General features: G+C 68.5%; 16 protein-coding genes. 9 read left to right on the top strand and 7 right to left on the bottom strand.

Features of this window, described 5'->3' with window-relative positions:
• Positions 1-784 precede the first annotated feature (784 nt).
• Entirely contained in the window at positions 785-1,369 is a 585-nt protein-coding gene (locus ACFWA7_RS30010; protein WP_385534666.1) for a TerD family protein, read from the top strand.
• A 107-nt stretch (positions 1,370-1,476) separates the two neighbouring features.
• Here ACFWA7_RS30010 and ACFWA7_RS30005 read toward each other — a convergent pair whose 3' ends face one another.
• Positions 1,477-2,436 carry an SMP-30/gluconolactonase/LRE family protein gene (locus tag ACFWA7_RS30005; RefSeq protein WP_385826211.1) on the bottom strand — a complete coding sequence of 320 codons (960 nt, stop codon included), beginning with the start codon at positions 2,434-2,436 and terminating at the stop codon, positions 1,477-1,479.
• A 106-nt stretch (positions 2,437-2,542) separates the two neighbouring features.
• Here ACFWA7_RS30005 and ACFWA7_RS30000 point away from each other — a divergent pair, with 106 nt between their 5' ends.
• Complete coding sequence (locus ACFWA7_RS30000; RefSeq protein ID WP_385534670.1) at positions 2,543-2,995, top strand: Lrp/AsnC family transcriptional regulator; 453 nt, start codon at positions 2,543-2,545, stop codon at positions 2,993-2,995.
• Between the two features lie 115 nt (positions 2,996-3,110).
• On the opposite strand, the gene ACFWA7_RS29995 is transcribed toward ACFWA7_RS30000, so the two are convergent.
• Complete coding sequence (locus tag ACFWA7_RS29995) at positions 3,111-3,539, bottom strand: MarR family winged helix-turn-helix transcriptional regulator (protein WP_385826209.1); 429 nt, start codon at positions 3,537-3,539, stop codon at positions 3,111-3,113.
• A 131-nt stretch (positions 3,540-3,670) separates the two neighbouring features.
• Here ACFWA7_RS29995 and ACFWA7_RS29990 point away from each other — a divergent pair, with 131 nt between their 5' ends.
• The gene (locus ACFWA7_RS29990) at positions 3,671-4,555 is read left to right on the top strand and encodes an MBL fold metallo-hydrolase (protein WP_385534674.1); all 885 of its coding nucleotides are present in this window, start codon (positions 3,671-3,673) and stop codon (positions 4,553-4,555) included.
• A 46-nt stretch (positions 4,556-4,601) separates the two neighbouring features.
• Here ACFWA7_RS29990 and ACFWA7_RS29985 read toward each other — a convergent pair whose 3' ends face one another.
• From ACFWA7_RS29985 to ACFWA7_RS29975, 3 genes are all read right to left on the bottom strand, one after another.
• Positions 4,602-5,291, bottom strand: coding sequence for an SRPBCC family protein (locus ACFWA7_RS29985; protein ID WP_385826207.1), 690 nt, complete (start codon positions 5,289-5,291; stop codon positions 4,602-4,604).
• A gap of 481 nt (positions 5,292-5,772) precedes the next feature.
• Positions 5,773-6,123 (bottom strand): hypothetical protein, encoded by a 351-nt coding sequence (locus tag ACFWA7_RS29980; protein ID WP_385534678.1) that lies wholly within the window; start codon positions 6,121-6,123, stop codon positions 5,773-5,775.
• Between the two features lie 292 nt (positions 6,124-6,415).
• Entirely contained in the window at positions 6,416-6,622 is a 207-nt protein-coding gene (locus ACFWA7_RS29975; protein WP_385534680.1) for a DUF5988 family protein, read from the bottom strand.
• Positions 6,623-6,923: 301 nt separating this feature from the next.
• Here ACFWA7_RS29975 and ACFWA7_RS29970 point away from each other — a divergent pair, with 301 nt between their 5' ends.
• Positions 6,924-7,601 (top strand): amidohydrolase family protein, encoded by a 678-nt coding sequence (locus ACFWA7_RS29970; protein ID WP_385826205.1) that lies wholly within the window; start codon positions 6,924-6,926, stop codon positions 7,599-7,601.
• Between the two features lie 122 nt (positions 7,602-7,723).
• Complete coding sequence (locus ACFWA7_RS29965; RefSeq protein ID WP_385826203.1) at positions 7,724-7,894, top strand: hypothetical protein; 171 nt, start codon at positions 7,724-7,726, stop codon at positions 7,892-7,894.
• 133 nt (positions 7,895-8,027) lie between these two features.
• On the opposite strand, the gene ACFWA7_RS29960 is transcribed toward ACFWA7_RS29965, so the two are convergent.
• On the bottom strand, positions 8,028-8,240 hold the full coding sequence (locus ACFWA7_RS29960) for a cold-shock protein (protein WP_385826219.1): 213 nt from the start codon (positions 8,238-8,240) through the stop codon (positions 8,028-8,030).
• A gap of 106 nt (positions 8,241-8,346) precedes the next feature.
• Entirely contained in the window at positions 8,347-9,015 is a 669-nt protein-coding gene (locus ACFWA7_RS29955) for a GNAT family N-acetyltransferase (RefSeq protein WP_385826201.1), read from the bottom strand.
• Positions 9,016-9,242: 227 nt separating this feature from the next.
• Between ACFWA7_RS29955 and ACFWA7_RS29950 the strand changes: the two genes are divergently transcribed.
• The 4 genes from ACFWA7_RS29950 to ACFWA7_RS29935 all read left to right on the top strand — a co-directional run bounded on the left by ACFWA7_RS29950 (position 9,243) and on the right by ACFWA7_RS29935 (position 11,303).
• Entirely contained in the window at positions 9,243-9,635 is a 393-nt protein-coding gene (locus ACFWA7_RS29950; protein WP_385534686.1) for a hypothetical protein, read from the top strand.
• The gene (locus ACFWA7_RS29945; RefSeq protein ID WP_385826199.1) at positions 9,632-10,426 is read left to right on the top strand and encodes a transcriptional regulator; all 795 of its coding nucleotides are present in this window, start codon (positions 9,632-9,634) and stop codon (positions 10,424-10,426) included. The genes ACFWA7_RS29950 and ACFWA7_RS29945 overlap by 4 nt, the downstream gene beginning before the upstream one ends.
• A 38-nt stretch (positions 10,427-10,464) precedes the next feature.
• Positions 10,465-10,854: a roadblock/LC7 domain-containing protein gene (locus ACFWA7_RS29940; protein ID WP_385534690.1), complete on the top strand. Its 390-nt coding sequence runs from the start codon at positions 10,465-10,467 to the stop codon at positions 10,852-10,854.
• A gap of 74 nt (positions 10,855-10,928) precedes the next feature.
• Positions 10,929-11,303, top strand: coding sequence for a hypothetical protein (locus ACFWA7_RS29935; RefSeq protein ID WP_385534692.1), 375 nt, complete (start codon positions 10,929-10,931; stop codon positions 11,301-11,303).
• Positions 11,304-11,422 lie beyond the last annotated feature (119 nt).

Below are 11,422 nucleotides of genomic sequence, written 5' to 3'. Positions count from 1 at the left end.
CCCACCCCGCCCCCGCAACCCCGCACCCCCCCATATTTACCAAATGTGCGGGTCGGGGGGCCCCCCCCGCGACCAGCACCGGTGGGTTTGTCAGTGGTGTCCAGCCGTACACCGTGACCCGCGCGCTCTGAGCCCCGGTGACATAGCCGTTGCTGGCGACCCAGTAGCCGGCTTGCACGACATAGGTGCCGTCCTGCGTGCCGATGCCCCCTGGTGTTGAACGTCTGGTGGTTCGAGGTGCCCCAGCTACCGCAGCCGTAGTCCGCGACCTGGGCGGTGGAGCCGGCGGCAGCCCCCGCCGCCCGTGTTCGCCGACGCGTCTTGCGCTGTGACCGGCCCGGCCGCCAGTACCCGACTTCCTCATTCCGCGGCCCGACGTCTACGAGCCCGACCTGCAAGACGAATTGCACGAGATGGCCAGGTCAGATCCGAACGCCTGAGCCGCGCGATCGCCCTCATGCTCCAGGGCAGAGCCGAGACCCGGCTGTCCGGGGGCGCCGCGCCGCGGCCCCTGCTGAAGGCCCTCGAACAACGCGAGAAGGCGGTGGCGGAGCGCGCGGCCACCGAACTCCAGCACTTGTTGCAGGCCGCCATCGAGCCGGCCTGGCCGGGCCTGCGTTCCCGGATCGAGAACGACATCGCCCGACGCGCTCCTGGCGTTGCCCACATAGCCCTGGTGCGCTCATCCGGACCCACCATGTGGAACCGCCAAGGCGTTAGGCACACTTTGTGTGTTGTAGTCCCTTACCGAGATCAAGACCACGACCACGAGGATGAGCCACGCATGATCACGCTTACGAAGGAATCCGGCCCGGCGGACCTGGACGGAGTGACCCATCTGTCCATCGGTGTGTCCTGGGACCCCACGGCCGGCAGCAGCGGTGGGGTCGTTGGTCTGCTCCGCCGCAAGAGCGGCACCGATCTCGACCTGATCGCCGTCGCGATGCAGGGCGGGGACCCGGTGCGCCTTGCGGGTCTTGACTCGCTGGACCCCATGGGCAACGGCTCCTTGGTGCACAGCGGTGACAACCAGACCGGGCGCGGGGACGGCGACGACGAGACCGTCACGGTCGAGTTCGCGCGTATCCCGGCCCAGATCACGTCGGTCGTGTTCGTCGCGGCCGCGTTCAAGAAGGGCAGCTCTTTCCAGAAGGCCCGCAACATCAGCTTCAAGGTCTACGACTCGACCGGTGGCAGCTCCCAGCAGGTCGCCGACATCTGGCCCAGTCTGCTCACGCAGGACAACGGCTGCGCCGTGGCCAAGGCCGTACGGTCCGGCGGCTCCTGGAAGCTCGAAGTGATCAACGTGACGGGGAAGATAAAGCAGGGCGACGAGCACGCCCTGATGCGCTTCGCCATCAGCAAGTAGCCCGCCCTCGACTCGGCAGTCGAGCGGCGATCGGGTCTGCGGGACAGGGCACGCGCCTCTGGCTGTCGCCGATGCACGGCATCAGCGACAGCCGAGGGCTCCCCCGGTCAGCGGGACTTCGCGTCCAGCCACGGACGGCGGCCCGGTCCCGTCGGGTGGGTACCGGAAACGCCCATGACCAACGAGTAGAGGCTGGTCTCCGCGGTGATGAAGAGGCGGTTGCGCTTGGCGCCGCCCCAGGAGATGTTGGCGACCGCCTCGGGGACGTTGAGCCGCCCGATGAGGGTGCCGTCGGGGTCGTAGCAGTGCACCCCGTCATTCATCGCGGCGGCCCAGAGCCGGCCGCCGTCGTCGAAGCGGAGGTTGTCGAAACGAGCGTCCTTCCGGCCCTGCGCCTCGGCGAAGACCTTGCCGTCGGACAGCGTGCCGTCATCGCGTACGTCGAAGACCCGGATGCGGCCTGCGCGGGTGTCGGAGACGAACAGCTGCCGCTCGTCGTTCGAGAAGACCAGCCCGTTGGGCGCTTCGAAGCAGTCGGCGACCAGCCGCACTTCGCCGGTGGCAGGATCGATGCGGTAGAGGTTGTTGGCCCCGATCTCGCTCTGCGCGCGATAACCCTCGTAGTCGCTGGTGATGCCGAAGTCCGGGTCGGAGAACCAGATCGAACCATCGGACTTGACGGCCGCGTCGTTCGGGCTGTTCAGGCGCTTGCCCTGCCAACGGTCCGCCAGCACGGTGACGGTGCCGTTGTGTTCGGTGCGTGTCACGCGGCGGTTGCCCTGCTCGCAGGTGATCAACCGGCCCTCGCGGTCGAGGGTGTTGCCGTTGGTGTGCCCGGCGGAGCGGCGGAAGACGCTGACGGCACCGGTCTCCTCGTCCCAGCGCAGCATCCGGTCGTTGGGGATGTCGCTCCAGATCACCTGTCGCCAGGCGGGCAGGTAGATCGGCCCCTCGGCCCAGCGGCATCCGGTGTACAGGACCTCCAGCGCGTCGTCTCCGTTCATGCAGCGTCCGGTGCGGAACCGGTCGTCGAGCATCTCGTACAGTCCAGGGCGCTCGCTGGTCATGGTGCCTTCCCCTCCTACAGACATCATCTGCCGAAGTTGATTCGGCCTACTGCGCAGGTTGCAGGATGAAGTATGGTCCCCACAAGGACATTCCGAATGGAGAGTTGTGGATCACATCGATCGTGCCCTGCTGGCGCAGCTCCAGCAGGACGCCACCCAGCCCTACGCCACGCTGGCCCAGGCCGTGGGCCTGTCCGCCGGTGCCGCTCATGAGCGCGTGCGCAAGCTGCGGGAACGCGGCGTCATCCGGCGCACCACCATCGAGGTGGACCCGGCCGCGGTGGGCAGCACCGTCCTGGCCTACGTCCTGGTCGACTCGACCTCTTGGATGGGTGATTCGGCGAACGACTTCGCCGCGCTCCCCGAAGTCCTGGAGGCGCACGTCATCGCCGGCACCGCCTCAGTACTGGTGAAGGTCAGGACCGCGACCACCGAGCAACTCCAAGACGTACTCCGCCGGATCTACGCCATCGACGGTGTCAGCGGAACCCAGGCCACGGTGGTGCTCGAAACCTTCTTCGAGCGGCCACTCTCCCCGCAGCCCGCCGACCAGACCTGAGGGCAAACCTCAGCGAGCCCATCGGGCACCGAGTACATCGCGGTGATCGCGTAACCGCCGCCGGAGTGCGGGACAACCATGGGCTCCTGCTGTCCCGCTGCCCGGCCCGACCGAATCACGCAGAAGTGATGGCCTGCTCCAGCAGGCCGTGCAGGACGCGCTGCTCCTCGGGAGTGAGGCCGGACAGCGGGGAGTCCGCAGCGAGGAGTTCGAGGAGACGTCCGCGCAGTGCGGTGCCTTCGGCGGTGAGGACGAGGTGCTTGGCGCGGCGGTCCGTGGGGTGCGGGTGACGCTCGACCAGGCTCTGCTTCTCCAGCTTGTCGACGACGAAGGTGGTGTTGGAGGGCTCACAGCTCATGCGTTCGGCGAGCTCCCGCATGGTCATCGGCCCGCTCATCTCCCGCAGCGCGGTCGCCTGGGACGCGGTGAGGCCCAGGGTGGCGGCGCGCTCCCGTACATGCTCGGCGATCCGCTGAGCCAGTCCGTTCACCAGGCCGCACAGCTGTCGCTCGGCGATGGCCTGGCGCTCGGGAGACGTTGTCATGCCACCACTCTAGCAAATCCATCAAGACAAAATATTTACAGCTTGAATGATTTGAACTTGATGCTTATGGTTGCATCGCCGCCGCAGGAGACGCGAACGGCGATCTGGTGATGACTCACGGGAGAGAACCCATGGCCGACTTGACGGTGGATCAGGATGTACGACTGCGCCGACCGGCGGGCATCCGCTCGATACGGCTGGGCGACACGAAGGTGACGTACATACCGGACGGCGATGTACGGCTCCGGCCGCTGCACCTGCTCGAAGACACCACCGACGAGGTGTGGGCCGCACATCCGGAGTACCTGGACGCCGCGGGCCACCTCGTGGGGAGCGTCGGCGCTCTGCTGGTCGAGCACGGCGACCGCGCGCTGCTGATAGACGCGGGCGTCGGCCCGCAGACGCTGGAGGCTCCGGACGGCCCCCTCGCCATGATCCACGGAGGTGCGCTCCCGGGCAGCCTGGCCGAACTCGGCCGCCGCCCCGAGGACATCGAAGCGGTGGCCTTCACCCACCTCCACGCCGACCACCTCGGCTGGGCCTGCCACCCCGCCCCCGGCGGTGACCGGCCCGTGTTCGCCCACGCCGACTACCTGATCTCCGAGCCGGAGTGGGACCGGCGCGACCTCCTGGAGGCCCAGGGCATGACCGAGCAGGTCGCGGCCCTCGCACCGCGCGTACGGACGATCACGGACGGGCAGGAGATCTTCCCCGGTGTACGCGTACGGATCACCCCCGGCCACACCGTGGGGCACGCCGAGTACGTCATCACCGGGGGCGGACGGCGTCTGATCGCCTTCGGTGACGCCATGCACTCGCCGATCCAGGTCGACCACCCCGACTGGTCCTCGGGCTTCGACCACGACCCCGCCCTGACAGCCGACCACCGCCGCCGCCTCGTCGCCGAGCTGGCGGAGCCCGGCACGATCGGCTTCGGCGTCCACTTCGCCGACGTGGTGTTCGGACACGTCCGGCAGGACGGGGACGGCCCGGCCTGGCGGCCTCTGGACGCCTGACCGGCTGGAGCCGGACGGCGTCGGTACCGGCCCGATGGGGGGTGTGTCAGCCCTTCCCCGCGCGGTGGCGGGAACGGGCCTCGGCCGTGGCCGTCAACTCCTTCAGCCACTCCTCAAGACCTCCTCCGAGGTACTTGACGGACGTGGGCACGTCCGCTTCGACCTGGGCACCCGTCCAGGTCTCCTCGGTCCGTACGAGGACACCGCCCCGGACCTTGGTAAACGTCCAGACGTGAACACCCTTGTCGATGCGCAGGCCCTTGCCGATCGCGGGTCCGGTCCAGCGGACGCACGTGCCGTGCGTGAGCTGCCGGACGGTCGAGGTGATGGTCAGGGTGGTGGCGGGCGTCGTGGTGGTGGCGGGCACCGGGGTGGTCCACCGGAACCGCGATCCGCTCCGCAGCGGACCGGCGTCCAGGCGCTTCACGCTGGTCACGGGAGGTTGCCACGACGGCCAGCGCTCCACGTCGGTCTGCAGGTTCCAGATGGTGTGCAGGGGCGCGTGGATGACGGTCGCGGTCCGGTACCGGATCTTGGCGGCGGGATCGACGCCGCTGCCCCGGCAGGTCAGCGAAGCGCCTATGGGGCCGGCGTGATCGGGCGCGGCGGCCTGGCCGGGTGTGGCGGCGCCGAGGACGCCGAAGACGGCCAGCGGGACCGCCGGCAGGGCGGCGCGCACGCGGCGGGCGGTGCGGGAAGTGGCGGGTCGGACCTGCGGGTTGAGCGTGTTGGGCATGGATCTCCACCTTGTTCCGTGCTGGTCGGGCGGTCGCGGCACGGCTACGCGCCCCGCCCGGTGTAAGGGCGTTGGCGGGCACGGGCTCCCCGGCGTACGGAGACGGTGACGGCGGGGCCGACCCCACCGGTGGAGCCTTGCGTGCCGCGCGGGTGCGGGAGCGCCGGTCGGCTGGTGCAGTAGATCGGCTGGTGCAGTAGACGGCGCCGAGGCTGACCACCAGCGCTGCCCGCGGACGGCACCGAGCCCCAACTGAGCTCCGACCTGGCCCAGGCGGCGAAAGACGTCGCGGACAGCAGCCCCTTCATCCGGGCCCTCAAGAGCCCGTACCCAGGCACCCGCCGAGTTCCAGCGACGCGCAGCCGGGGGCCGGGGCTGATCGTGGGGGGGGTATGCCGATGCCGAGCCGGGGCGGCTACCCGGCTGTGGGCGGGGGTGCGCTCGGGGCCTCGGGCCGACGCGACGAGGACCAGGGCGACGTCTAGCGCAGCTGCGTGCAGTAGTTGCCGACGTAGGTGTGTCCCTCTTCGACCCCCAGCTCACGGGCGAGGTTGCTGGCGGGGCTGACGAAGAAGTAGACCGGCGGGTCGTTCAGGCACCGCCAGGTTTCGAGCGTGTAGCGATCCAGCAGGGTGACCGTGCCGGCCTTGTCCGAGGGAAGTTGTCGGTTGCAGTGGATGCCGACCGTAGTGAAGGAACCACCTCGGCCGATCAGGCATGTCACGTGCGGCGTTGCGGTCGCAGGGGCGGCAGGAGTCGCAGCGCTGAGGCTGAGACCGGCCACGGACATGGTGGCGATACCGATGGAACCTAATAGGCGGGCTGCGTTCATGGCGTACCCTCCTCCTTCTTCTCTCTCGGTGACTTCAGGCACGACGGCCTGTCGCGCACTCTGTCAGGCGGTACTCCACAACCGCCAGCGCGACTTGCGCCTCGGGTGACGTATCAGCCAGCAGATCTTGGCGGAGATGGATTCCCGGGCGTGCCCGCAGAGCGCGGAGGTGGCTGATATCGGGTCATCCCTCAGTGAATCCGTTGCGTTCTCATTTACTTTGCCCCGCGCCGACCCGAGGGCCTCGACGTTGGCAGTCCGACACCGGCTGTACGGGGACCGGGTCCGCGGGCTACTCGGCAATCGCAGTGCGGTACGTCCATTGGTAGACCCGCAGCGGTCCCTCCGCGGTGTCCTGCAGCCGCTGCGTGGCCTCGAAGTGTTCGTAGCCGCCCATGAACGGCACCTTCATCTGGTCGCCTGGCGGGGTGACCGTGACGATGCGGTCCGGCAGACCCTTCGGCCCGCCTTCAAGCACAGCCCTCACAGCATTTGACACAGTCAGCTCCTTATGGATTTTTCATGGCGGACTGATTCCCTATCCGGTCCTGCACGGAACCCCTGCCGGAAACTCCCCACCCCGGCCCGTGAGGCCTTGGAAGTCCTCCATCATGTCTCTCTGGTCGCTCGGGCGGCCAGAGCGGCGCACTGGCGTACGGGTGACGTGTCGAACAATTTCGCGCCGCCCCTGCGGCCCTCGCGGCAAGGCTGCGAGCCTATTCCCCGGGCACATTCCCAAGGCCCGTGCGGCCGCACCCGATTGGCCGCCGTGTGCCCCAGAAGCGGGATGTTTCGACCGAGTGAGAGAGCCCTACACCTCTCAGGTCGACAGCCATCTGCACTTCCGCCCGTTCGGCGGGCCGGCGATCGGGTTCGAGGAACTCACCGGGTATCTGCGCAAGAGCGGTGTCCGGCACGCGAGCATGTACGGCATCGGGCAGATGCTGCCGGTGAACTCCCCCTGCACCTACTACCTGGACTGCCCCGGCACTCCCGTGGTGCCGAGCATGAAGAACGACTTCGCGAACGCCGAGAATTATGTGGAGACAAAGCCCAAGGACCCCGAACTCGCCGTTTCCATGACCTTTATGGATCTGAACCACCTGGAGACGATCCCGTCCGGCATCGCCCTCTACGACAAGGAGTTTCCGGGAGTGTTCCGATGGGCGGGAGAGGTGAACCTGGCCAAACAGGCGCTGTTCCCCAACCACCACACGGCCGCGACCAGCGAGAACATCAAGAACTGGGCGCCCTTCATGAAGGTGCTGCGGGACCGCGGGATCCCCCTCACCATCCACTCGGACCTCGGGAACAACGCGGAGCAGACGAAGTATCTCCATCTGATGGAGCAGACCCTTCGCCTGTATCCCGAGAACAAGATCGTGTGGGCACACATGGGCCTGTCCAAGGAGCTCACCGCCATGGATCCCGACCGTCACATCGGGATGATGAAGAGGCTGCTGGGCAAGTACCCCTAACTTACGCTGGACCTCAGCTGGCGAGTCCTGGAAGACAACTACTTCAGCAAGCCGGGAGTACGGCAGAAGTACGCCACTTTCTTCGACCGGTATCCGACCAGGCCATTCCCGGCACCGACTTCGTGGCCTCGCGCGACAAGGATCACCACGTCCACGCGCAAGAACTCGAAGTCACCAGCCGCATCAGCAAGGCGTTGGACGACCGTGCCTTCCGTGACATCGCCCTGGGGGAGAACTACTACCGGCTGCTCAATCTCAAGGAGAGCGCGCCGCAGGTATGCAGGGCAACGTGACGTGACAAGGCGGGCCGCCAACTGACCCGGTCGTAGGACATACCCTCGGGTGGCAGCGGACAGGGGCCATGGCTGTGGCTGAGCGCCACAGTCGGCGAGATCCGCCGGCCGCGGCGCTCGGTCTGCAAGCCGCTTACTCCGGGCGGACCTGCGCCGCCTGCATGCCCTTCTGTCCGCGCTCAGCGACAAACGAAACGGTCTGGCCCTCCTTCAAGGACTTGAAACCATCGGACTCGATGGCCTTGAAGTGTACGAAGAGGTCGTCGCCACCCCCTTGCGGAGTGATGAAGCCGAACCCCTTCTCATCGTTGAACCACTTCACCGTACCGACGTGCCGGTTGGACATGCCCACCCCAAACGTTGTGGCGGCCCAGCGCCGCCAGCCGATCCTGGCAAGCCGACGCCAGGTCGCGCTCAGGACCTTGCCCAAGAGCTGCGCCCGCCATGCATCGTCACGGGGCTATGGGCCGGCCCTCTGCTGATGGTCCGGATCGGGACGGGGCAGGCAGGCGCTTCATGGCGCACGGGCGGGGCGGCTGACCCTCGGGACCTGCTGCGGAGCAACCGGGCTCGCTCATCGAGTGCAGCTGGGCGAACTCTTCGGCGAGCATGCCCATCATGACGAGATCGTGGTGCCGGCCGGCGAAGAACACGTGATCGCGGAGGCGAGCCTCCTCGACGAAACCGAGCCGCCGGTGCAACGCCAGCGACGCCTCGTTATGGGCGAAGATCCGCGCTTCGCACTTGTGATAGCGCCGCTCAGCGAACATGAATCGCAGGAGCATCACCACAGCTTCCGCCGCATAGCCTTTGCCGCGATGATCGGCGCCGACCGTGACGCCGTACTCGAACCAACCCGCACGCGCGTCAGCCTGGTGTGACCCGACAGCACCGACTGTTTCTCCCGTGTCGACGGCCTCGATCACCAACCCGAAGCAGTCACCGTCGGACTTGGCAGCGGCCTGTTCATTCGCCCAGTTACGGAAACTCTCGGCGGACCGGGGCGGGTTCAGCAGGTCGCCCAGCCGCTCCTCGTCCACGGCGAAGCGCATGAACGCCGACCAGTCGTCAGGTTCGATACCGCGCAGGCGTATCCGTCTGCCGCTCCAGAACGATGTCATCCCCTATTCGATCACGCCGCAGCACGTGAGGTACAGCGACAAGTGCCATCGTGCCGGGCCGACCCCCGATCGCCGCGCGCACCTTAGTCAACCCCGCGCATGTTCCGCTGGAAAATGCCAGAACTTCCCCTAGTGGGCGACACGCTGCGTAACCTCTCGTCACCTCAGCCGCGTTCGAGCACCACGCGCGGAGCCGGTCCATGGCGGCCCCAGGGAGGCAGTCGCGCGTGCTTGGAATCGATGAGTGTCTGCTGGAAAGCATGGGGTTGCCCGGCGTGCGCGGCGCCGCGGTGGTCGACTGGACCAGCGGGTTGGCGCTGGGAACCATCGGCGACTCACCCTGCGGCGACCACGAGACGACGGCCGCGGAGGCCGCTGAGTTCGCCCGGACGGCGGCCGAGCATCCCGCCTTCGTGGCGGACGAGGTGGATCCGGCGGGGCTCCTGCCGGTCGAGGACGTGCTCGTCACCGCCCGCAGCGGCTACCACCTGCTGCGTTTCGTCGAGACGACCTTCGACAGCAGCCTCTTTCTCTATCTGTGGCTCGACCGCGAGCAGGGCAACCTCGCCATGGCCCGGCTGCGCCTGCGCGACCTGGCACAACGGCTGGTCCTCGGATGACACCCACCGACGACGCCTGCGACCCGGTACTCGTCTCGCCCATGCTGGTACGGCTCGTGGCCGAACGGGCCACCGGCGCACTGCTGCGCGACACGGGCACGCTCTATCTCGTCGACGGGCAGGTGGTCCACGCCGAGAGCCCTGCCGCGCCCGGACTGGAGGTGCTCCTCACGGCGAGTGGCCGGGTGCGCCCCGAGGGCTGGCAGCGGGCCGTGAACCAGGCGGGCGCGCGCGGCACGGTCGGGCGCTTCCTCGTCGAGAGCGGCCAAGTCGCCTGTGGCGAGCTGGAGTTGTGTCATCTCGGCGCGCTCCACGACGCCGCGTTCTTCGCGCTCGCACCCGGCAAGGGCCCCACCCGGTTCAGGTACGGGGCCGTGCACTGGATCGGCTCGGTGCGACCCGTCGCCGCCCACGTGCTGGCCAGGGAGGCCACGCGCCGCAGGGAGTTGCTCGACCGGATCTGGCCGCACCCCGAGGTCGATACCGCGCCCGTCGTAGCGGTACCGGACCGTCCGGGTCTGCCGATCACCGTCCGCCAGCGCGCCCTGCTCGCGGCCGTGGACGGCGTCCGCACTCCGGGCACCATCGCTCGTGTGCTGGGCCGTCCCGCCTTTCACACCATGGTCGACGTGCGCAGGCTCGCGGCGGTCGGCGCGGTCGAGACACCCCTCGCGCCCGCCCCGCGGGAGACCGTACCCGGCTGGCTCGCGCGCGCGTCCGCGGAGGCGGCCCATCCCTCGGACGAAGCCCTGCTCCGCAGACTGCGGGACGCCCTGGAGGCCATGCCGTGATCCGCGCCCTGCGCCAGCGCGCCGAAAGGAGACAGCTGATGACGGCCGAGGCGGAGATCCTCGCTGAACTGCGCCGACTGCGAACACGCCTGCCGCAGGTCACCGGCGCCCTGACCGCCAGCGTCGACGGCCTCGTCCTCGCCCAGGACGCCATCGACGACGCCGAGTCCGTCGCCGCGCTGACCGCAGCCGCCCTCGGCGTCGCGCAGCGGCTCACGCACACCACGGGCCGCGGCGACTTCCGCGAGCTTCTCGTCCAAGGCGAGGACGGCTACGCCGCCACCTACGCGGCGGGCTCCGCCGCGGTACTCACCCTGCTCGCCCTGCCGCGCACCAACGTCGGCCGTCTGCATCTGGAAGCCCGCCGGGCCGGAGTCCGGATCGGCGAACTGGTCGACGGCGCGCTCGAACGGCTGGAGACCTCATGACCAGCGCCGGACCCCGGGCCGCTCGGCCCCGGAACACGACAAGCAGCACCCACCGGAAAGGAAGTGCGAACCCCATGGGCAACACCGAAACCGCGCTCAAGGAAGCGATGACCTCCATCGAGGGCACGATCGGCGTGGCACTCGTCGACTACAGCAGCGGTATGGCCCTCGGCACTCTGGGCGGCGGCAAGGAACTGGACCTGTCGGTGGCCGCCGCCGGAAACACCGACGTGGTCCGCGCCAAGGTGCGGACCATGGAAATGCTGGGTCTCAAGGACGAGATCGAGGACATCCTCATCACCCTCGGCAGCCAGTACCACCTGATCCGTCTCCTGAAGAGCCGCGGCCACACCGGGTTGTTCCTCTACCTGGCCCTCGACAAGAGCCGGGCGAACCTGGCGATGGCCCGCCATCAACTGCGGCGGGTGGAGGACATGCTGGAAGTGTGAGGCCCCTTCCGTACGGGCAGGACGTGGGGGGGGGCCGGGCCGGGCCCGGCCGGCCCCCCCCACCCCCCCAATTGGGGGGGGGGCCGTCGGGGGGGGTTTGTGCAGTGGGGGGGTGGCGC

Origin of the sequence: Streptomyces sp. NPDC059994, assembly GCF_042737755.1 — a bacterium.
Taxonomy (GTDB): domain Bacteria; phylum Actinomycetota; class Actinomycetes; order Streptomycetales; family Streptomycetaceae; genus Streptomyces.
Note: the sequence above shows the minus strand (reverse complement) of the source record. Positions and strands in the feature narration are given on the sequence as shown.